Origin of the sequence: Jatrophihabitans sp. GAS493 (assembly GCF_900230215.1) — a bacterium.
Taxonomy (GTDB): domain Bacteria; phylum Actinomycetota; class Actinomycetes; order Mycobacteriales; family Jatrophihabitantaceae; genus MT45.
Genome location: NZ_LT907982.1, coordinates 4,626,837 through 4,650,797, shown reverse-complemented (window position 1 = coordinate 4,650,797; position 23,961 = coordinate 4,626,837). Strand labels below are relative to the sequence as shown.

General features: G+C 66.1%; 1 protein-coding gene. It reads right to left on the bottom strand.

All coding sequences use genetic code 11. From position 1 onward, the window contains the following. Positions 1-37 precede the first annotated feature (37 nt). On the bottom strand, positions 38-23,575 hold the full coding sequence (locus CPH63_RS20910; protein ID WP_157749703.1) for a hypothetical protein: 23,538 nt from the start codon (positions 23,573-23,575) through the stop codon (positions 38-40). Between the last annotated feature and the right edge of the window lie 386 nt (positions 23,576-23,961).

Genomic DNA, 23,961 nt, shown 5'->3' with positions numbered 1-23,961 from the left:
CTCCCAAGAAAGCTTGAAGCTCAACAACCTTGCTCCCTTAACCAGCCGGGCGCCGTGCGGGCGCAGGTAGCCGATGAGAGCTGGACGTGCTTGGCCTCACCCGCGGCACCGCAGTGGTGCCATCGCCGACTTGGGTGGCAGCGTTCTCCAACGCGGCAGCAAGGGCCTCAACGTCATTTACCGCAGGCGCCGGGACGATCCGCGCGCCGCTGACAATCACGGGTGCACGTCTCGCAATCGCTGTGGTTGCTGCCCGTCGAGGTGTGCGTTGGTGGGCTCCGTGGGTGGGGTGGTCTTGGTGCGTGATGTTGGGAGTGGTGATGCGGGCGTGGGTGAGGGGAGTGAAGTGGGGGTCGTTGGGTTCGGGTTCGCGGGCAAGTAGGTCGTTGACTTGGAGGAGTTCGGGGTGGGTGCCTTCGCCGTGGATGAGGTGGAGGTTGCCGTGGTAGTTGAGGAGCCCGAGGGCGTGGTCAGGGGCGGTGGGGAGGGAGATGAGGATTTCGGCAAGGGATCCGTGACCGCCGTTGTGGACGTATTTGGCGAGCGTGTGCCAGGAGGTGATCGTGGTCATGCCGTCGGCGGGGCCGGGAGTGTGGGCGGTGTCGTCGCCGGTGATGAGGGTGCGTTCGCCGTCAGGGTGCAGGCGGCGGGTGATATTAGCGAGCATCGCGAGGCCGCGTTGTACGGCGGGGTCCTGCGCATTCTGATACTCGGCCGGTAGTTGCAGGTACTGCTGATGTTGGTGCTCGGCCTGGGCGAACGCGGCGGACGTGATCTCCTGCAACGACGCGGTGTCGTCGGTATCTGCGGCGTCACCGGCGTGACCGGTGGGTTCGGGTGTCTGAGCGGGGGGTGCGAGGCGGCGGCGTTTCGCCACCGGCGGCTCCTCTGACCCAGACTCGGTGTCGGAGTGGGTGTCGCCGTCTGTGGTGGTCCAGGTGGCGTGGTGGGTACCGGCGGTGGTGTCGTGGACGAGTCGGATGTGGTGGTGGGCGTTGGGGTTAAGGGTGGCGCGCGCATCCGGTTCAGCGTCACTACCGCTGGCCGTGGTGTAGGTGTCGATGCGGAGGTCGAGTAGGTGGGCCAAGAGCGGGGGAAAGATCTGCTGGTGGTCGGGGGACCATCCGGCGGTGCGCAGGTGGGTGAGCAGGGTGGTGGGGTTGGGTGCGGAGAGGTAGTGCTCGTAGACCGGTTTCAGGACGGGGGTGAGGGTGAGCTGGGCGTGGTCGAGAGCGTCGACGACGCTCATCAATTGGTCAACGCCCCAGGCCCGGATCGCGCCGGCATTGGTGCGGTCGATGCCGTGGGCGTCCAGGAACCCGGGGGCGAGCAGCCGGGTGATCGTCTGCTCCCATTCGTAGCCCTCTGAGGTAGAGGGGTAAATATCGAGGTGGTCACCGCCGAGGACGGTTTGGGTCGGGGTGATCCGTGGCGGGGGTTCGCCGAGCGCGATGAGGCGGTGATCGATCGCGTGGGGGTAGCGCGCGAATACCTTGGCGTCCTCCTCGGTAACCCGCTGGGCGATGTGGTCCACGATCCACGGCCCGTGCAAGTCACGCCGGTCAGGCCGGCGGATCTGCACCGACCCATCCGGCCACACCGATACCAGCACCGTGTCACCGTCGCTCACGTCCTCCCCGACCCCGAGCCGCAACGTTCCGACGACCACGTTCACACCGAGTTGCCCGACCCGCTCCGCGGTCACCGGGGCGGTCAGCGCCCCCACTGCGACCAACCGCCGCAAGGTCCGACCACTCACACCGATCGGCGCACCTGCGAGATCGCGGCCCGCGGCTGCGACCACCGCCGCAAACCCCGTCTGACCCGACGACCCGAGCCCGGCCGACGACGTTTCCCCACCGGTGGCAGCGTCGCCCATCAGAACGTCCTCACCACTCACGCCCTCACCACCGGCGACGCCAGTCGGCTGCTGCTCAGACATCGTCGAAGGGAGTTGGTCGATCGCCTCCTCGTGCCGACGCAACACACCAATCAAATCCACCCGCCTCGCCGGCAACACCCCCCACCCCGCATCGGACTCCCCCCGCACCGAGACAACACCGTCACCCGCAACCGACACCATCACCGTGTCATCTTGCTGGTAGATCCCGAGCGGCGTGACGTTGATCGCGATGTGGCCGTGGTTGTCGTCGGCGAAATGCACTGTGAGGTGTGAAGTACTCGTGCTCCCGGTGTTGACGTTGCCGTCCACAGACCGGGCGAGGGTCACGCTGTTGTCGGGCGCGAGCGAGAAGTCACCCGCCGCGATCCGGGTCTTCGCCAGCTGCGTCAGGCCATTTCGTGCAACCTTACGATGCAATTTGTTGATCGCATGGTCGGAGTACTTGACCTGGTTCCACCGTGCCGACCAGGCCCTCGCCGCTCCGATTGCGCTGAAGAACGCGATCGCGCCCTTGTCAGGTCCGGCAACGACAACTTCCACCCGAATCAGCCTATTCCGGAAGTTGGTCCCGAAACGCGCCCGCGAGGCACTTGCCCGGAACCGGGCATCCTTGCCAAGAGTCTGGTCAAAGACGATGTGGTTCTCATCGATGACGGGCTGCTCGGCGTCCGAATCGGACCTGACAACGAGACCAATCAGGTTGGGTAGCGATTGTGAGTCGGGGTCTGGCGGGTTCAGTCGGACCTGCCGAGCGGTGGGGGGCAGAGGCGCTGGCCGGTCGAGTGCGGTGACCGGCAAGCCAACGCCATCGGTGCGGTCGATCACGTCCTTGGCCGCTGCGGCCGACTGCCAGGCGAGGACGCTCCAATGAGCCGGCATAGTGTCGGCGGCAACGACGCGCCCATCGTCGCCGCGGGCAATTACCCGGATGCTGGCGCGCCCCGGGTAGGTAGTGACGAAGACATGCCCACTTTCGGGGCTGTTCCGACCGCCCGGCACCGGCCGATCCGAACGCCGGAACGAGGTATACGTGGGGCGCGAGTCGGCGCGGGAGTGGATCGGTCGAGCTACCGTCTTTGCGCCGTTGGGAGCCAGCCGTGGGTCGGCCTCGCCGAGGAGGCGGCCGACAGACCGTTCGACCTCCTCTTTGACGGCGCGAAGCGAGCCGGCGTTGAGTTGGTGCTGGGGTAGCTCCAGCGACCAGACCGGCGTGGTTGGGTGATTGTAGAGGCGGGTCTTCCCGGTCGCCTTCTCCACCCACAACCAAACCGTATTCGGCGCGTCATCCTTGCGTGTGAAGAGGAAAGCGTCTCCGCCGAGATTCACCTTGACGCCGTCTAGAACCGGTCGCGGCAGCAGGTAGTGCTCGGCGCTATTCATCGGGACCAGGTTTTTGCCGTACTGGGCGCCGACAGGTACCGTCACCCCGTTGACCCGGTACCGGCTACCGCCGAGGTCGCGTTCGCGACGGGCTGCGTCGAGCTGATCTGCGCTGCGTCCGGTCACCTTGTCGATCACGGACACGTCGGCTCCGAAGCTCTCGTGAAACAGTCTCAGCGCCGCCTCAGTGCTGGCGAGCTCCATAGTCCGGTTCGCCGACCATGGCACGCTCCGAGTAGCGGATATCGGCGACGGCGCATCCGGGGCAGAATGCGCGCGAGCGCCGGTGCGGATCATGTCGGGGAGCAGACGAAATGTCATCTGCGGGTCGTCCGGAAACATGTTCACCGCAAGGTACTCGCCGGCCCGACGTTCCCTGAAGAGAAACAGCCGTCTGTATCTTTCTCCATCAATGACTGCCCCGATCCGAAGCCCGGCAACGGTTTTCACCTCGGTCAGACGGACGATGGCGGTATACGCACCTTCGGGGGCCACGTCCGGATCGGTGCGGATCGTTTCGCGGAGGCGGTACAGCTCGGCCAGTCCGCCTGGTTTGGCAGTCCCGTCTTCCGCGACATCCGTCGTGATCTTGGTGATTCCTGCCGGATCGGCCGGGCGCTCTGCGGGGACGGTCCAGATCGAGCTGATGCTTTGGTGGACGCCGTTGAAGATGATGACTCCGTGCGTGTCGGGGTTAATCTGCGCTCGGACCCGGCCGCCCACCCAGCTCGGTGGCACCTGTAGGTGAGCAAATTGCTTCTGCCCCGGGAGATCGATCCAGCCGTCGGCCATGATCCTGACCTCGAAGGTGGGGTGGGTGTCGTTCAAAGCGAGAGGTTGTGGCGTTGCGTTCGCCGGAGCTTCTGCGGCAACACCGCTGGCGGTCGCTGCCTCTGCGCTAGACCATGCGGCCCGCATGCGCCCTTGCGCGTTGTGCCGGACAATGTGCACTGTCGAGGTGTCGGCCATGTCGTCACCGACGACTTCAATGGTTTGCTCGTCGTGGTCGAGGATGGCGATGTTGACTTCTAAGACGGGTCCGGCGATTTGTAGGAACAATGGTTCCAGGAGGTAATGCTGGCCTGGAGCCCGCAGCCCTGCGATGACGTCGGTGACCTCGTTGTCCTGATCCCACTTCGCGAACTCGGCGAGGAGCTCCCCGACCGCGCCGGCTGGGTCAGCGGTGTGAGCAGCGTTGGCGATGCGTTCGCCGATAGCAGCAGCGATATCGGCGCCGGTCGCGTCGTCGCGGATGTCCACTCCGTGCGCGCGCAGGTGCTTCACGCTGATGAGATCAGCCAGTACCTCGGAAACGTCAGCACCTGCTTCGTTACTGTCGCTGGTGCTACCGATGAGATACCTGCCGTTGCTCCCCGGATGGACATACAGGGTTGTGCCCTCGGTTGGGATGTTGTTGCGCGCGCTGCGGTCGATCACGTCTTGGTGTGCTTCGAACCAGCCCCGTTGTGAGTCGTTGAGTTTCCCCGTCCTGGTGATCTCGATGCCGGCGCGGTCGGTGAGAAGGGTGGCGTCGCTGCGAACGAACCGGGCGGTGATCTTGGACTCGCCAGCAGGCAGGGTAATGACGGCTACGTCCCAGTCCTCCGACGCGGGCGGTTGGAGAACCAGCCCGCTTCGTCGTGCGGCGCCGATGACCATCGTGCGAGTGTCGGGTCGAGGCAGTATCAGGGTGTGCGCGCCCAGAGGGGCCAGGGTGTAGTCGGTTCGGGCTCGGTGCCGCATGGCCTGGACGCGGTTGTCGATCAGCCATACCGACCAGAGCGGTTCCCCGTTGGCCCACAGACCTCGCACGTTCGGGTCGTCTGGGTCGTTCGCGCTGTAGCCCACGACCCCGTCCGGGCGTGATTGCAGCCGAAGGTAGTGGATTTCCGGGTCGGTGACGCGCACCGGCTGCCCATCGATCAGTATCGGTTGACCGGTGATCAGGTGCGGGTCAGGGCCGGCGTAGACCAGCGCGCGATCGGCCCCAGGCCTCGCGTAGAGGGTCGGATCCACGTCCGAAGTCAGCTGCCGTGTGAATGTCTTTGATGCCGACTTCGGCTTGTTCGGTCGCGCGGGCGCGTTCGCGATCGCCTCGACATGGGTGCGGAGGAACGCGACCTGCCGCGGGCCGACTCCCTGCGTCCGAACCCATGCAGCGTCCCCGATCGTGTCAGTCTCCCCGGCGATCGCCTTGCGGGCCTGCGTGGTGCCGTCACCGGTGTGTACCGCCAGCATCACCGTCTCCCCATCCCGGAACGGGCTGTCAGCGACCACACCAATCTTCACTGTGTCGAGCTCGGGGTCGAGGTCCACCACACGGTCATTCCCGTCCGTGCGCACGGTGCGGGCCACGCTCAGGTGCCCTTCCGGTGTCCACGACGCATCCCCGGCTGTGAGCCGAGACTGCGCAGTCTTCGTTGCCTCCGCTCGCGCGACCCGACCACGGGCATCGGCCAGATCGGCGTCCGAGACCCGCACATTCACCGACGGAACCGACCACAGTGGTTGCCCAGACCGTGCGTCGTGCTCGCTGAACACCAGCACGGTCCGGTCCGCTGCCATCAGCTGCACCCGTACCGCTGAACCCTTCCACTCGGTACCCAGCAGAACCCGACCCTGCGCACTCGGGTCGCCCAATCGATGCCCCACTCGTACGTACCCGTGCACGTCCACTACCGCCAGGATCACCGGATTCATAACGACATCCGGATCCATCGGCACCGCCGCCTCGTGCGCACCGATGGGCGCCTGCCGTGCCCGGCGTCGTTCTCGCGCCCGATCCCGCGCTCGTCCCCGCGGAGCGCTCCCTGTCTCGCCCCGGGCCGCCGGCGCGGAACGGCGATCCGATACCGGTCCGGCCGTCGGGACAGTCGTGGCGTTCCGGGCGGTACTGGCGTCCAAGACTGGATAAATCGCGCTAGATTCCTGGCCGATTCCTGTGCCCTGGGCGGGGTTGTCGGCGAGGTGTCGGGATTCGGTGATTCTGGGGATGTGCTTTGCCCATGTTTTCCAGTGGTGTTCGGCGGCGGCCAGTCCCCCGATTATTCGGCTGGGGTCGAAGGTGGCGACGTCGACGGGCAGGATGGGGCCGATCTGGTGGGCTTCTGAGTCGCTGCCGGATCCGGGTATCGAGCGCGCCCAGGTGCTGGGTGTGTCGATTGAAGGAAGGACGTGGCCGGTCTCGGTGACTTCGGTCCCGGTGGCGACGCCTTGCAGCTGCCGGGGGCCGTCGCCGAAGGCCCAGACTTTGTCTTCGGGTGCGGCAGCGACCCGCTGGAGGGAGTTGGCAAGCGGTTTCGTCATGTGCGCTGTGGCGCAGGCCATCAGCACCACGGGGCGAGTACTGGTCCGGTCCATGAGTTTGATGAAGCTCGCCAGGTGGGTTGCAGTGAGGATGGTGTCGGCGTCGAGCCGTATTCCCCCTTGGGTGCCGACACCGACGATGGTAAATTCGTCCGCGCCGATGTGGACTCGCGCACGGGTGTGGGCGCGCGCCACTGCAACCAGTGACGGGTCATGCCGGGCGCCAATGACGAGGGTCCGCCTGCTCCCCACGAGTCGCAGGTCGCCGCTGGCGATCAGGGCCCGGACGTGGTCGGGTGTCATCTTCAACGGTGCCGGCCTCAACGGTGCCGGCCTCGCCGGCAGACGTCGCTCAGTCGCTGGCTCATGGGCGTGGTCCCTCGCACCCGTAGCACCCGTAGCGCTCGTGGCCTCGCCGGTCGCGCCCCGGTGGCGCTTCGGTTCCGGTGCGGCGGAGATGCTGCCGGCTGGTCGGTGGCCGAGCCGCGATGTCTGAGTACGGGCCGCTGTCAGCGTGCTGGTGTCAGCCAGTCGGGTAGGAACACCGGTGGTGTCGGCCAGCCACGCGGCGTAGTGGTTGGTGGTGTCGGTGATGAGTCGGATGTGGTGGTGCCCGTACTCGTTGAGGGTGCTCATCTCCGCGGCGACCGTGAGCGGGGCCGGTTCGTCGGTGGATCCGTAGAGGTCGTGGTCGGCTGCGTTTCTCTCGGCTGCGGTCTCGTCGTAGGTGTCGATGCGTAGGTCGAGCAGATGCGCCGCCAGCGCCGGGAGCACGACTGCGTGCGTCGGGGTCCAGCCCGCGCCACCTAGTTCGGTGATCAGCATGGAGACATTGCCGGCGGCGAGGTAGGCGGCGTAGACCGGTTCCAATACGGTGTTGCGGGCGTCAAGGCGCTGGGCGTCGATGGCCTGCATCAGGGGTAGGAACCGTTGGCTCAACGCGGTACGCAGCGCGGACGGCTCGGACTCGACGTTGATGCCGTGCGCCAGCAGGAGCTGTGGGGTGAGGGCGCGGATCAGCGCCTGCTCCCAGCGGGAGGTTCGCGGCGCTGACTTGAACACGTCCAGAGTCGTGCCGGCGATCATCACCCGGGTCGCCGTCAACCAGCGTGGGCGTGCAGCGGCTCCAGCCGGCCCACGCAGGTCGATCGCCCCCTCCCGTGCGGTCAGCTGTTCGACCCTGCCTGGGTCTACCCACGCGCGGGGACGCGCGAGTAGCCAGGGCCCGAGCGGGTTCATCGGGTTAGGGGTGCGGACCTCGACGGCGCCGTCAGCATGCACCGACACCAACTCCGCGCGACCGGGGGTGGCGTTGGCCATGCCCCCGAAGGCATCCTCAACAACACCTCCAACGCCGGTCGCGATGCCGGGGGTCCCGGTGGCTTCAGCGGTGACCGGAAAACTGACCGCCCCCAACGGTGCCAGAACCCGCACCACCCCCGCCCCTGCGGTGTCGGTCTGTGCGGCATCGGCGTGAGCAGCGGCGGCGACCGCGCGGAACCCCTCGCGCCCGGTCGCTAACAAACCCACCGCCGACGCATTCATGCTGTTGGCCAGTTCGCGAACTGCTTCGGCGGCATCGCTCATCTGCATTGCGGTCGAGGTCGCCGCTGCCGCGGCCAGGGTGAGATCACGGGTACCGGCGGCTGACCAATACGGTCGGTGAATCGTAGGCTGGTCGTCTGCGCTGAAATAGGTGACTTCACCCGTATGCTCGCCGCCAGTGCTGACCTGCACCCGTATCGCGGTGTGAGCGAACGCTGGGCCGAACGAGTCCGTCACCTGACCGGCCGGATTGATGAACCGGCCGTGTTCGTCGAGGGTCTGCTCGAACACAAGGTGCTGATCGTCACCCACCGGCGACTCAACGGAAGGCCCGGTTCTGACGGCACTCAACATCGGCAGGCGCGTTGATGGGGTTGGACCGCGTCGGTCCTCGCGGTGACCCTCCGACGCCGATTGGTGGAGACGTCCTGGCGTGGAGTCGGGAGCGGTGGTGGTGAAGTCCGCGCCGCCGGTCCGGTCGCTCCGATCTGGGTGGGTGGCGATCGCTCGGCGCTGAGCGAAGGTCGCGAGGACCGGCGGGTCGGTGGCGCCGAAGACGCGACCGCTGTCATCACGTCCGACAACGCGCAGGATGGTCTGGACAGGAAAGCCCGTCACGGACACCACACCCGAGCTTTGCCGGTGAGGTCCGCCCGGCGCCGGACGCAGCGGATAATCCTCGGTGAGGGAGTAGTACCCGACTCCGTCGGTGACCTCGACCGGCCGGATCAGCGTCCACCCACCATCCGGGGTAAACCGACGATCAGCCAGCAACAACTCGTGGCCGGCGCCGGAGGCACCAACCTTGTCAATCGCCGTCAACTTTAACGGACCGGTCTCCCGCAACCAGGTCCGTTGTTCGTCCGGATACTTCAACAACCCATGTGACGTCCACGCAGCACTAACCTCTGTAACCACACCCGCGTCGTCTTCCGCCACATCGAGCCCGATGAAGGTGACCAGAGAACTGCCCGGCGTGGCGCTCATCGCGACGTGCTGCCCTACCACGCGATTAGGGAAGGAAAACCTCTGAGCAGTGTTCCCTCGTTCCCCGATACGTATCAGGGCCGCCTGATCACCGTCGCCGCCGAGACGGGCGAGGGCGGTGTAAGCACCGAGCGGGGAGAGGGCAGGATCAGCGCGAAGCAACTCCCGGACATCCAACAACTTTCTATTCGTCTCTACCCATTGGTCCAGCCTGGCGAGCAGGTGCGTCGTGATCGGCCGATTCAATGGCACCGTCCAGATTGGGTCATGCCCCTGGTCGAGGCCGTTGAATACGACCACGCCGTGCGTGACCGGATTGACCTGCACCCGAACGCTTCTCCCGATCCAACTGGCTGGCACGTCTAGTCGTGCGAACGACGCCGCGCCGGGGAGGTTGATCCGGCCGAGACTCAGGATCGTCGACTCGATGGTCGGGTGTGTCGCCGATAGCGGCACGAGTTCCAGCGAAGTTCCAAGCGGCCGATCAGTCACCGCCCCGTGGCGAGACAGTTGGGCGGCGGTCGTCGGCGACAAGGCGCGTTCACCGGTACGGTCGGTCACTTTGTCGTGGCTGGTCAGCCAGGTCTTCTGCCCGTCGTCGAGGGTGGTGGTTCTGCGGATCGCGCTGCCGTCAGCTCTGTTGACGATCGCGCCGTCGCTGTCATGGAATCGGATGGTGACGGTAGAGCTGCCCGGTGGGAGCGTGACGGTGGCGAACTCCCAGCGCACCATATCCATACCCGGGAGCTTCAACCCCTGCCTGCGGTCGGGGGACAACCGCAGGTAGATGCCCTGGCCAACTGCGGGGATGATGAGAGTGTGGGCGCCGGGTGGGGCCAGTGCATCTTCGGTTTCGGCTCGCTGTCGTAGGGTTTCCAGGCGTTTGTCGATGAGCCACATCGACCAGTGGGGGTCGCCGTTGGCCCAGCGGGTCGAGCTGTATGCGACGATGCTGCCGTCGGGTCGGGCCTGGAGCCCAACCCGCTGGCTTTTCGGCCCGAACGGTACTTCACCGTCGCGCCCGGGGACCTCGATCGTGCCGTGAACGGTAGAGCGCAGGTCGTATATCGGGTGGTGTTCGATGTCCAGGAGTGGAGCAAGGAAGGCGGATGCCTTCTCCGGTTTTGGTGGCATCGTTGCTGGTTCGTTGGCGATGGTGTGTTGGTGGTTGCGTAGGAATGTGATTTCGGTTTGGCCTACTCCTGGACCGTCGTGCCAGGTCGGGTGATTGATGCTGCGTAGCTGGGTGGTTCCCCGTGCGGTGTGTACCGCGAGCAGGACGGTGTCTCCCGCGGTGTGCTTGCTGTCGTTGGCTGTGCCGATCGGCAGCACGGACTCGCCCAAGTCGATGACGAGTTCGTCGCCGTGGGCTCGGACGGTCGAGGCGATGGTGGCGTGCCCGATCGGTGTCATCGAATGGTCACCGCCCGCGAGGCGTCCGCGTGCGGTCGCGGTGGCCTCCGCGCGGGCGTTCTGATATCGAGCCTCAACGAAATGCACGGCTGAGACGCGGATGTTGCCGGACGGATGCGACCACTCCGGTAGTCCATCGACACCGTCGGTCGCGCTGAATACCGTGATCGTGTTGTCCGCCGAATTCAACTGGACCCGGACGGCCTGCTCTGCGAAGTGACCACCAAGTTGGATCCGGCCCACCGCGTTCGGAGTGCCAAGGCGATGGCCAAAATCCACATTGCCGCGCCTATCGGTTCTGGCGGTGACTAGCGGGTTCGCGTCCAGATCAGAGTTGATCGACACCGTCTGGTCGTGAGCGCCGTGCGGTGGCCTGGCCTCCGCCGCCGGATCCGGGTCCGCTCGATGGCGAACTTGTCGATCTCCCTGGACGATCTGGGCCAGCTTTGCGAGCAATGAAGGTATGGCCGGTCTGTCAAGAGGCACGGTCCAAATTGGATCGCTCGCTTGGTCGACACCGTTGAAGACGGTCACGCCATGCGTGCCGGGGTTGACCTGTACCCGAACGAACCTACCCACCCAGCTGTCCGGGACGACAAGTCGTTCGAAACGTGCCATGCCTGGAAGGTGGATCCATCCATCTTTGTTGATTTTGGCCTCGATCGTGGGATGGACCTCGTTCAGCGGCACGAGCTCTGCAGATGCTCCAGGCGGTCGATCGTTCACGGCGTCGGCGCGTGACACCTGGCCGCCGGCGGGGGATTCACCTCGCTCACTGTCGACGACTGCTTCAGTCAAACCGGCACCGGGCGAGGCCGCCGGCGCCTCATCGGTACGGTCGGTCACGTTGTCGTGGCCGGTCAGCCAGGTCTTCTGCGCGTCGTTGAAGGTACTGGTTCTGAGCATCGCGCTGCCGTCAGCTCTGTTGACGATCGCGCCGTCGCTGTCATGGAATCGGATGGTGACGGTTGAGCTGCCGGGGGCGAGCGTGACGGTGGCGAACTCCCATCCTCCTGCAGGCATGTCTCTGAGGCCGAGTCCACGGCTGCCGCCAGGCGCGGAAAGTCTCAGAAAGGTACCGTCCCCGGTCTTGGCGATGATGAGGGTGTGGGTACCGGGTGGGGCCAGCGTGTCATCGGTTTCGGCTCGCTGTCGTAGGGTTTCCAGGCGTTTGTCGATGAGCCACATCGACCAGTGAGGGTCGCCGTTGGCCCAGCGGGTCGAGCTGTAAGCGACGATGCTGCCGTCAGGTCGGGGTTGAAGCGTGACCTGCAGGTTCTTCAGCCCGAACCCTATCGGTCGTCTCCGGTCGGCGTACTTGAGTTTGCCGTTAGAACTGGACACCGTGTCGTGAATAGGGTGTCGTTCGATGTTTAGGAGCGGGATGATCCGAGTCGACGCCTTCTCCGGTTTTGGTGGCATCGTTGCTGGTTCGTTGGCGATGGTGTGTTGGTGGTTGCGTAGGAATGTGATTTCGGTTTGGCCTACTCCTGGACCGTCGTGCCAGGTCGGGTGATTGATGCTGCGTAGCTGGGTGGTTCCCCGTGCGGTGTGTACCGCGAGCAGGACGGTGTCTCCCGCGGTGTGCTTGCTGTCGTTGGCTGTGCCGATCGGCAGCACGGACTCGCCCAAGTCGATGACGAGTTCGTCGCCGTGGGCTCGGACGGTCGAGGCGATGGTGGCGTGCCCGATCGGTGTCATCGAATGGTCACCGCCCGCGAGGCGTCCGCGTGCGGTCGCGGTGGCCTCCGCGCGGGCGTTCTGATATCGAGCCTCAACGAAATGCACGGCTGAGACGCGGATGTTGCCGGACGGATGCGACCACTCCGGTAGTCCATCGACACCGTCGGTCGCGCTGAATACCGTGATCGTGTTGTCCGCCGAATTCAACTGGACCCGGACCGGATTTCTCACAAAGGTCTTGCCAAGCAGCAAACGGCCGACTTCGCTCGGTGACCCGAGGCGATGACCAAAACTCACGCCTCCAAACGAATCCGGAGTAACGCGAACAATCGGATTTGCCTGCAGATCCGGGTTGATCGCCCTGGTCTGGACGTGTGCTCCGCTGGGGCGATGAGCAGGGTTGATCCGTGGCGAGTCGTCGGTGATGGCACGGTCGTCGGTCGTGGGGGTTGGGGGCGTTTCGCGGGCTCCGGCGGTGGTAGGGGTGGCGTCGCGGAGGTCGGTGAGGGCGCGGGCGGTGGTGGTCGGGATGGTGGGGGGATCGATGTTGTGGGTGGGGTGGATGAAGCGGCCGTTGCGCCAGAGAAAGGCGTGGGTGGTGGTGTATCGGGTCAGGGGGTGGGTGACGTCAGGGCGCAGGGCGTCGCGAGTGGGGGTGCTGGTGGGGGTGAGAGTCCAGCCATCAGGGGTCTGGGTGGCATGGAGGTCGGTGACGGTGCTGTCGGTGGTGGTCCGCAGGTAGAGGAAGGCATGGGCAGGCTGACCAGGCGTGGGGTGGGGTGAGATGAATAGGGCTGCTTCGGTCTCGGTATCGGTGGTGGCGGGGTCCGGGTTTATGAGTCTTCGCCAGTCATCGATGTGGTGAGTGTTGCCGCTGCGCAGTATGTGTGCGGTGTCGAGGGCGGTGTCGTCCAGGCTGGTGGTCTGGGGGATGGTGAGACCAAGGTCGCGGAGTATGCCGAGGCTGTAGGTAAGGCAGGCTTGTTCCGTCCAGCTGCGGATCGTGTTGCGGTTGCCGGGCGCAGCGGGTGAGTTGGCTAGCTTGGTGCCCCGGCCGGGGCCGGCGACGATCGTCGCGAGGTCCTGCACCTGTTCGGTGGTTGCGGCACGGTAGGTGGGCTGTGGCTGCAGGTCGCTCCGGGCGGTGTCGATAACCGGGTCTACCGGCGGTGTTGGCAGCGGGGCGGCTGCGACGGTCGTTGGTGCTCCTGTAGCGATAGGTGAGGCGGGGGGCTGGGCCGACGAGGTGGTCGGGTTGATGGTGGACGGTGCAGAGTCAGGGGTGTCAGTCGGGGTTTGCGCTGCGCCAGTGATGAGGTTGAGTAGGTAGCTGCCTTTGCGTAGGTCGACGGCGAGTCTGCGCAGGTAGGTGACGGACTGGTTCGCGGCCAGTGAAAGCGGGCCGTTCAGGTGTTGTGACGCGTCGGATAGTTGCGTCGCGAGGTGGCTGAGCCGCTTGGATGCTGCGATCAGCAGGTGCGCGGCGGTGTCGGCGATTTCCGGTGCGTGAGTGAGGGCGTCGAAGATCTGTACGGCGTGCCGCGCACGAGGCGCGTCGATATCCAGTGCGGAGGCCACAGCTATCAGCCCGGGGGCCATCGAGCTGATCATGTAGCCCAGAATGAGAGGGGGTTGGATCCGAGTGTCGTAGAGCCTTCCGAACTCGTGTTTGAGTTCGATCGGGGCGTCGATGGTGTTTGTGCCGACCTGGGCGAACAGGGCGCCGCGAGTCATGGGAGGGACTATGGTGACGCCGCCGATCTCGAAAGGCAGGTGCATATCTGGAGCGAACTCGAAGTCGGCGACCTTGCCGACGGCGTCGATCGTGACGGCCTTCTCTTTGGGGTCGGCTCCGATGACGCGGGCTCGGACTCGTAGCTCGGGGCGTCCGTGGATCGGGCGTTTGATCCGGCGTCGTAGGGTTTCGCCGTGTCGTTCACCGAGTGCGATGTTGAGGGTGGTTGAGCGGCGTCCGGGCAGGAGCAGGGCAGAGCTGCCGAGTAGTTCGTCGCCGAAGAAGACGTCGACCCACGCCGCGACGTTGGCTTTGTTGGTTACTCGCACGGTCATGGGTAGGGCGGGGGTGTCGGTTAGCGCGGTGGCGATGTCGGTGGTGGTGTTTGTCGTGGCGACGGCGCCGCCGAGGTCGGGATACATCACCCGTAGGGCGCGGATGGTGTTCGCTAACTCTGTTGGTGATGCTGGTGCGGTGTTCGGGTCGGTCGCGAGGATAACGTTCTGCGCGAGCAGTATCGCGTTGAGGGTGTAGGGCTCGGCGCGGTTCGCGGTCATCAGTAGGGGTAGGGCGGTGAAGAGGTCGGTTGTGTTGGCGTAGCGGATGGTGGCGTAGCCGAGTGCGCCGAGGTGGGACAGCCAGAGGTGTCGAAAGGCCCGCCGTTCGGGTGTGGTGTTGATGGCGTCGGCGTCTATGGCCAGGTTGATCTCGAAGTCAGGGTCGAGGTCGTGTCGTAGTTGCCTGATCAGCTTGGCGACTATGGGGGCATCGACGTGTCCGGCCGGGTTCAGCTCGATGCCGTTGAATCCGTGCCGGCGCAGGCCATCGAGGAGCGCGGGGTACTGGGTCGAGAAGTCGCGTTCCAGGGCGCGCAGTCCGCTGCCGAGCTTGAGTGATACACGGATGCCGTTGTGTTGTAGCTGTTGGACGTCTGACCACAACGGCGCCAGGCGTTCGGCGTCGATACTATAGCTTTCGAGTTCAATGCTGACGGGGTCGGAGTCGCGGTGGCTTGGCGACGCGGTCACGTCGGTCGCCGGCGGTTCCAGTCGCGCCGGCGCGCCTGGTTTCGGGGCGGCTGTGACCGTCGCGTCGCGTCTCTGCGTGGTCGGCATCGCTGCGGATGTGCGGGTGCTGCTTCCCGCCTCGGCTGGGGTGTGCTGCCGTCCGGCGCCGAGCGGGTGGTCCACCGGCGGGCGGGAGTACTGCGCTTGTTCCGGCTTGTTTTTCAGGTGTGCTGCGCCGATGACCACGTCGGTGACGTCTCGTTCGCCGCGGGTGAGCGCGGAGCGGTACTCGCCGCCGGTGAAGAAGTTGTCGTGGTACAGGACGACCCGCGCAGGCACCGATCTGCGGGTCCGAAGACCCTCTAGCCCGGAGCGCGGCGGCATCGATGGGTTCGGCGCGGCTGAGACCATGAGCGGACCGGAGGTGAATGTCGCGAAGAGACCGAGGACCGCGGTGGCCATCGTCCCCATGCTGCGGCCCCAGCCGTTCCCGCTGCGCGGGCGGAATCCACCCACCGTCCGTAGGCGGGCATCGTTGCCGGTTGTTGGTGCGTCTGTGTGGTCGTGTGTTTCTTCGGTGGGCGCGGGTGTCGCGTTGGTCATGGCTACGTCACCGCTGCTGTTTGGGGCAGGCGGGACGGGGCCGCGTCGTCGGCGCTTCGCCGGTCGATCGTCGGTGGCTGGTGGGCGATCGTGGCCGTCACGATGAGGGGGGTCGGCAGTGGTGGCCTCGGACATCTGGATGTCATCGGAGGCGTTGTTGGTGGCGGTGTCGGCCAGCCAGGCGGCGTGGTGGATGATTTCGCCGGATGTCGCGTCGGTTTCGCGGACGAGGCGGATGCGGTGGTGTCCGTTCTCGTTGAGCGCGATCAACTCGGGTCGGGGGGCCGGGTCGGCCGTTTCGCTTTCGCTGTCGGCGAGGTCGGCGTCGAGGCGGTTGAGTGTCGCGGCGTGGTCGTCGTAGGTCACCATGCGTAGGTCGTAGACGTGCGCGGCCAGGGCGGGCAGGATGCGGTCGTGTCGTTCCCTCCATCCCGGACCGGTGATCTCGGCGACGAGTTCGTCGATGTTGTCGGTCTCTTGGTAGGCGGTGTAGGCGTCGTGCAGAGCCGCGGATGGGTCGATCAGGCCTGTACCGACTGCGTCCATGATCGGCACGAGCTGGGCCGCTAGTGCGGCGCGGAAGCCTCCGGTGCGCGCGACGGCGGCTTCGAGGGGCGTGCTGGACACTTCGTTGATGTAGTCGATTGTGAGGTCGTTGACCATCCCCTCGTCCCACTGGTAACCGGGTCCGGTGGGCGCGCTCGATTCGAGGACGGCGATCTCCTCGCCGGCGATCGTGCGCATGGTGGTGCCGGCGGGTCGGCTTGCGACCCCATGCTCCGAGCGGCGGTCGATCGAGCCTTCCGCAGCTGCGATGGCGTCGATCTGCTCGTCAGTGAATTCCACGCCCGGGTGTTGAGTGGTCCAGGGGCCATTCGGGTCGTCCCGGTCGGGAATGTGTACCACGACGTCGCCGTCTCGGCCGACGGTCACCAATGCTGCGCCGCTGTCGACAGTGTCGATCGGCACGAACACATCGTTGAGGTAGGCACCGGTCGGGTACGCGCCGTCGTCGCCGCTGATAGGGATGAACAGCGGTTCGTCGCGTGCCGCGGTCACCGCGACCGTCACCGTGCCCAGCGCGGCCACGATCCCGAGCCCCATGCCGTCCTCGCGGGCGAACTGGAGAGCTGCGGCGCGTCCGTCCGCTCCCGGCGCGAGCACCCCGACCTCGGGCAGCGGCGTCACCGGATGCGCAACAAGACCGCCGTCGCTCTCGGCGTCCATGTAGTCGGCGTCCATGTAGTCGGCGTCCATGTAGTCGGCGTCCTCGTAGTCGGAGTCCTCGTAGTCGGAGTCCTCGTAGTCGGAGTCGGAGTCAGCGCCACTTTCGTCCTCGTCTTCGGAGTGCTCGTCTTGGGAGTGCTCGACAGCTCCTTCAACACCGTGCCTGTCGTCCAGCGCGGCAGGCTGCTCATCGAAGATGTGCCCTGCAGGGTCCTCGTCGAAGAGGTAGTCGAAGCGGTGATCTTCCGCGGTGTCGCTGGTGGGATGTTCCTGCTCGGTGCGGTCGATCGCCATCGGCTGCCGTCGCATGTACGTCACGAGGTCGAGCCGATTATCCGGGTGTGGCATCCACTCGTCGTTCATGCCGGCGACCCAGACGTCGCCGTTCAGGGCGACCGCGACCATCAGGCTTTCGCCGACCTGTGGCATTCGTGCGAGCCTGCCCACCGGCAGCGGTGGATGCGATTCGTCGTTCGAGAACTTGACGACTGAACCACGAAGGTCCGACGACACACTGCGGGGCAGGGTCACTGCTCCGGGATGGGCAAGCTGGTCGTGCCACCCGTCTTGGGTCGAACCCGCCGCGCGATACAGCGCCTGCCGGGCCGCGCGCAGGCGGGCCTTGTTGATGCCGGAGTCGGTCTGGCGGATGTTCGGGACGTGCAGCGACCACGCCGGGGTTTGTGCCTCCCAGTTCTCGATGGAGAATCCGTCCGCTCCGAAGAGCATCGCAGTACCGCGATCGGTGCCGGGGCCGGCGTCGAGCTGCACCCAGACGATGACGTGGGCCCAATCGACACCAAACCCGGGGAAGTGCGTAGCGTACTGAGGATCCGAGAGTCTCGGGAAGCCGTTCGCACTGAGACCGATCTGCCACATAGGGTGCACAGCCGGGTCGAGTGGCCGTGCCACGTCGGCGCCGGTGATGACCCCAGGACGTGTCGGTGCGGTCGCGAGTGAGGCCGGTCGAAGCTGCAGCACTGGTCGGGGCGGCAGGACCAACGGGCGTGGTGCCCGGCTCAGGAAGTCGGCCCGCACGACATCAGGGGTCCGTTGATCACCCGGGATCGGCCGAGAGTGCCGGTTCGGGTGGTCGATGACACTCAATTGCTCAAAGGTGGTCAGCGGGATGGTCGAGGTGGCGCCACCGAATCGCGCTCCGTTGTCGTCGATGCCGAAGTATTGAGCGTGGGTTCGGCCCGGGAGCACGGTGAGATACACGTGCCCAGTGGCCTGGCCCGCTGGCACTCGGCGCGAAGCGCCGGCCGCGAAGATGTACTTGGTGGCTCGTGACACGTTGAAGACGACGGTCCAACTGCCAGTCGGGACCATACCCGGCGTGCGGGCCAGCCGACGCTGCCCCGTTGCCGTTCGCGCACGTCGCGTGAGCCGCTTCATCGTCTCGCCGTCGGGATCGACGACGACGTGAGTGTCGAGTGACCAGGCTGGATTGACGTCCTGGTGATACAAGCGCATCGCTCCGTCGCTCTTGCCGACCCAGAGCCAGACCTGCGGGCCGACCCGGTCTCGCGCAACGAACCGGTGAATTCGTCCACCAAAGTTGACCTGACCGTTGCGGTGCTGTATCGGGAGAAGCAGGTAGGTGCCGTCGGCGCCCATGGGTTGGACGTCCCGCCCAGCCTGGGCGCCACGCGGGATGACGACGCCGTCAAGCACGCGCCAGCCGTCACCGAGATCGCGGTTGGCCCGCGCTTGCTCGAGCTGCTGCGGGGAGCGGTTGGCGACCTTATCGATGGTTGCGATGCCTTTGTGACGCTCGGAGGAGAACCATGCTTGGATTGTCTCGAGCTTCGAGGCCTTAAGGTGGCGGTTGACTGACCAGCGCGAGGCGTGGGGATTGGGATCGAACAGTGTTGCCGGATCGCCATCGGTGGTGACGTGCACGAGGCGGACATCGCGCTTGCCAGGCCACATGGTGACGGCGACGAGGTCGCCCGCAGCCCGATCAGGGAACTTGAATCTGGCGGTGTCCTCGTTGGATTTGTTTGTCCGAGGGCCGAGAATCAGCGCGGAGTCCTCGCCGTCCTTCTGTAGTTGCATGATGGCGGTCCAGGCACCGTCGGAGGCGTGTGGTCGGATGCGCTCGCGGGCGGCGAAGAGGGCGGCGGACCCCTCCGCTAGCTTGATCTGCTCGGCTCGGGCGACCCGTAGCATCGGTATCGACCAGATCAGCTCCGTTCCGTGCTCGGCAGTAGGCTCGACGCCGTTGTAGAGGACGACGCCACCATTGCCCCGGATCTGTGCCCTTAGCGGCTTACCCACCACTGACGTCGAGAGCTTCTGCGCGAAGTACTCATTGGTGAGCAGACGCAGGCCGCCGTTCTGTTGCACGACGATCTCGAACATGGACGCGTCCGGGTCCATGTCGGGGGCGATCAGCTCGGCGGACGAGCCGGCGGGACGCTCGTCGACGGAGCGAATGCGCGGTGCACCGGCTGTTGGCGATGACGAGCGCTGGGTGCCCGATGGGGCCAGAGCTGGGTCCAGGACAGGTTCCGGGACTGAGTCACTGGCCTTCTCAATCACTTGGTCTTGAGTCTTGAACCATGTCTGTGCGGTGTCACGGAAGGTGGCGTTCGTGCTCAGGCGGTTACCTTGGGGGTCAGTCGCGAACTCACCGTTTGCGGTCAGGAAATGGACTGCTGCCGCGGACGCGCCATCAGGCAAGGTGATGACTGCGAAGTCCCACGCCGAGTGGCTGATCGCTTGAGGGAGCCCGATTCGCGTGCTCTTTCCCAGTGGGATGGCGTCCTTTACCGCCCTGGTGACCAGGAGTGTGTGGGCACCGGGGGGTGCGAGGCCGTTGCCATGGGCGTCATTGGTCGCCGCTTGTTCGCGTAATGCCGCGAGACGTGCGTCGTGGATCCACATCGACCAGAGTGGTTGAGTGTTGTTGGCCCAGTATTGGCTGCTGTAAGCGACGACGCCGCCGTCGGCGCGCTGTTGAACCTGCAGGTTCTGATTTCGTAGCGGAACGTGATATCGGGCGGTGTTGAACTCGAAGCCGCCGCCGTTGTCGACCGTGACTGTCGTCAACGGATAGATGCTGGTGTCCTCGAGGGGTATGGGGATGAATGCCGCCGACTTGGGAGTGGCTGGTCGGGCGGACTGGTTGTCGATTGAGTCGCGGTGGTCGGTGATATAGGTGACCTCGGCGCTGCCGACTCCGGCGGCCGGGTGCCAGGCATCAGCGTGGCCGTCGGTGTCGTCGAGTCTGCGGACCTGGGTGGTGCCGTCGCTGGTGTTGACGGCCAGAAGGACCGTGTCGCCGTCGGTGAAGTGTTCGCTGTCGGTTGCCGCGATGCGCACCTGGCGTCGGCCCAGTTCCGCTACCAGCTCAGCTGTGTCGCTGCTGGCGCGGACCGTTGCGCCGATGGTGATGTGGCCGGGCGGGGCCCAGGACTCATCGCCGGTGTCAAGTCGGTTGCGGGCCTGCGCTGTCGCGAAGTCGGCGGCCGTGGCGCGGATGTTGCCGCCCGAGTGTGACCAGCCAGGCAGTCCGCTGCCGTCGCTACGTTGGGCGTTGCTGAATATCCGGATCTGGTCAGGGGCGGCCGGGTCGCGTTGAACCCGGATCGGCACCTTGCTGAATGACTTCTTCCCCAGAAGGACTACTCCGGGGCGTGTCGGGTCACCGAGCATGTGGCCGAACACCAACTGCCCGCCGCTGTCGGTGACCAGTTCTATGACCGGGTTCGCGGCGTGGTCAGCGAAGGGTTTGGTGACCGAGTCTGCGCTACCCGGACTGGGGGCGTCGAGACGCGCTCCGTCGACGCTGCTCGCAGCGGCGGTGCTGGCGGCACCCTGTCCTCGTCCTCCTCTGCCTCCAGTGCCGTCTCCGCGTCCTCGGCCTCTACCGCTCGGGCCCGATCCCCGTCCTCGACCGGAGTGGGTGGGGTTGTCGGCGAGGTGTCGGAGTCCGGTGGTGGTGTGGATGTGGGGGGCCCAGGTGTTCCAGTTGTGGTCGGCGGTGGGGTGTCCGTGGGTGGTTTTTCGGGGGTTGTGGGTGGTGATGTGGGTGGGGAGGAGGGGGCCGAGGGTGTCGGTTCGTGGGGTGCGGAGGGTGCGGTGGACGGCGCGGGCCCAGGTCCCGGGTTCGGCGACGGTCCCAATCCCGATCCCGGTGGTGGTGGGTGTGGTGGTGGGTGTGGTGGTGGGGAGGAGGTGTCCGGTGGGGGTGGTGTGGAGGGTGGCGGCGAGGCCTTGGAGTTGTTCGGGGCCGGTGCCGGTGAAGGCCCAGACTTGGCCGTGGGGGGCGGCGGTGGTGCGGCGTAGGGATTGGGTGAGGGGTTCGGCCAGGTGCGCGGTGTCGCAGGCCAGTAGCACGATCGGGAGGGTGGTGGGGTTGATGTGGGTGATCAACGCGGCGAGGTGGGGGGCGGTGAGGATGGTGTCGTTGTCCAGTCGGATCCCGCCGTGGGCGCCGATACCGACGACGGTGAACTCCTCAGCGCCCATCCGGGTCCGGTCCTCGGTGTGCGCGTCGGCCACCTCGATCAGGGACGGGTCGTGCCTGGCCCCGACGACCAGGGTCCGCCCACCCCCGACGATTTGTAGGTCACCGCTTTCCAACAACCCACGGATACCGGCCCGCACCGACGCCGTATCCCCGACCAACACCCCCGCCCGCCCCGACCCAACATGACCCGGCCCAACATGACCCGGCCCAGTGGGGGCCGGGATGTGGGGTGCGGGCCCAGCATGACCCGGCCCAACATGACCCGGCCCCGCATGACCCGGCCCAGCATGTCCCGGCCCAGCATGACCCGGCCCAGCATGACCCGGGTTGTGGGGTGCGGGGTTGGTGTGGGGTGCGGGCCCAGCATGACCCGGCCCGGTGGGGGCCGGGTTGTGGGGTGCGGGGTTGGTGTGGGGTGGTGGTGCGTCTGACAGCGGGGTCGTCGTCAGTGGTGGGTCTGCTGGTGGTGTCGTGGTCGTGGTCGTGGTCGTGGGTTGGGTGTTCGCCGGGCCGGTGGTGTCCGGGGTGGTGGGTCGGGTGGTGTTCGGGGTGGTGGGTTGGGTGGTGTAGGCGGGGGGTGGGGTGCTGGCCCGGCTCGACGGGCCGCTCCCCGACCCGGTGACCGGGTCCAGGGTGAGCGGGCCGGTGAGCGGGCCCGGGGTGAGCGCGGGTGTGGGTGTGGGTGTGGTGGGGGTGGTGGGGGTGGTGTAGGCGGGGGGCAGGGTGCTGGCCCGGCTGAGGCTCGGCTCCCCACCGGGGGTGGTGGTGGGGTCGGGTTCGATGCCGGGGTTGGTGTTGGTGATGGTGGCGTTGGGCAGGGCGGTGGTGTTGGTGACCAGACTGCCGGTCACCCCGCCACCAGTCACCCCGCCACCAGTCACACCATGGCCGGTGGTGGTGCCGGTGGTGGTGCCGGTGGTGGTGCCGGTGGTGTGACCGGTGTCCCCGGGCCCGTGTCTGTGTCCGGGTCCGGTGGTGGCGTCGATGAGAGTGGGGTGGGGCAGCAGCAGCCCGTGGGTGTGGAGGTGGTGCAGCAGAGATTCGGAGGTGAGACCGGCTAACGCACCGAACCCGCCGGAAGTGAAGTCGTAGCCGTTGGCCTGAGGCTGCCCGGTAGCGATGGTGGCACCGAGCCCGGTGAGGAACTCATGCACCCCTTCCGCGGTGAAACGGTAAACCGCGGCCCGTAACCCGGCCGAGACCGCCCCCCCACCATGAAACAGAATCCCCTCCGCGATCTGGGCCGCGGCCTGCTTCACACCGGCCACATCAAAACGAGCCGGGACCGGCACCCCGGCCATCACCTTCGCCACCACCCCATCCACCTGCCCCACCCCCAACCCCGCCCCCTCCTGCGAGACGGGCAACCCCGCCTTCTGCGAACCAGGCAACCCAGCCTTCTGCGAGACGACAGCGGGAAAGGTGAAATCCTTCTCCAACAACTCCTTCTCCGGCAACACCTCCGGCAACTTCTCCGGCAACTTCTCCAACAACTCCTTCTCCGGCAATGTGTGGGGCAGTTTCTCCGGCAGTGTGTCCGGCAGTGTGTCGGGTAGGTGGGGGTGGGGGTGGAGGTGGGGGGCGTGGTCGGTGTCGGCGAGGTAGGTGCGTAACAGCGCCGCGATTCTGTGGCCGAGTTTCTCCCACATCTTCTCCAACGGCAGGTGCAGCAACCCCCCGACCGTGCCGACCACCACCGCCATCACGGTGGACTGGTTGTTCCAGTGGGTGCGGTGATCAGCGAACTGGATCACCTGCACCAACGCGTCGAGACTGTTCTGCAACGCGATCCCCGTCACCACCGCCGTCGCGATATGACCAGCAGTGGAGACCAACAACTCCCGCAGCGTCTGCCCGGCCGCTTCCTTCGCCAACGTGATGATCGCCGCCGCCACATCAAGACCGATCAACCACGCCCACGTCAACGCCCACGCGATCGTGCTGATCAACAACAAGATCTCCATGATCGAAATCAACTTGACGTACTGCACCTGCAACCCGGTGTCCAACGTCAAATCCGCTAACCCGACCAACCCATCCGACAACAACGGCAGATACGCCTGATCACCCTGCACATACTGCGCTAACGCAACCCCCAACCGCCGCTGCGCCTGACCCGACCACGACGCATTAATCCGCGCCACCGCCGCCCGGATCTGCGGCACCGCCGCCAACACATCCCCCGAACCCGCACGCAACCCATCCGCCCACCCAAACAACAACTGCTCATTACCCGCCGGAAACTGCTCACCGGTCAACACCAAAAACAACCCACGCCACGCCGGCGGCACCACCAACTCATCCACACCCACCACCCCCAACCCACACCCACACCCACACCCACACCCAACAAACCCACTCCCCACACCCACGCCCAACACCACCCCCCACGTTCACCAACCACCCACCCACCACCAACCCGATGAACCCACCACCCCACCCAGCCGTGGCTAAGAAGACGAACAACCCCACACAGCCACCAGACGGGCAGGAGACAGACCATGACCAACACACCCACCGGCGCATCCAACGTCACCGAGCCCCCGATCCGTCGGGGCCGTCGCTCTCGGGCCTACCCCACTGGCCCAAGGCTGCATGACAAGGCCATGGCCGTAGGACCGGCGAGTAGGCCACCAACTGAGAATCTCTAGGAGTCCTGCTATGGCAAACGCCGCAACGCGCAGTCGCACTG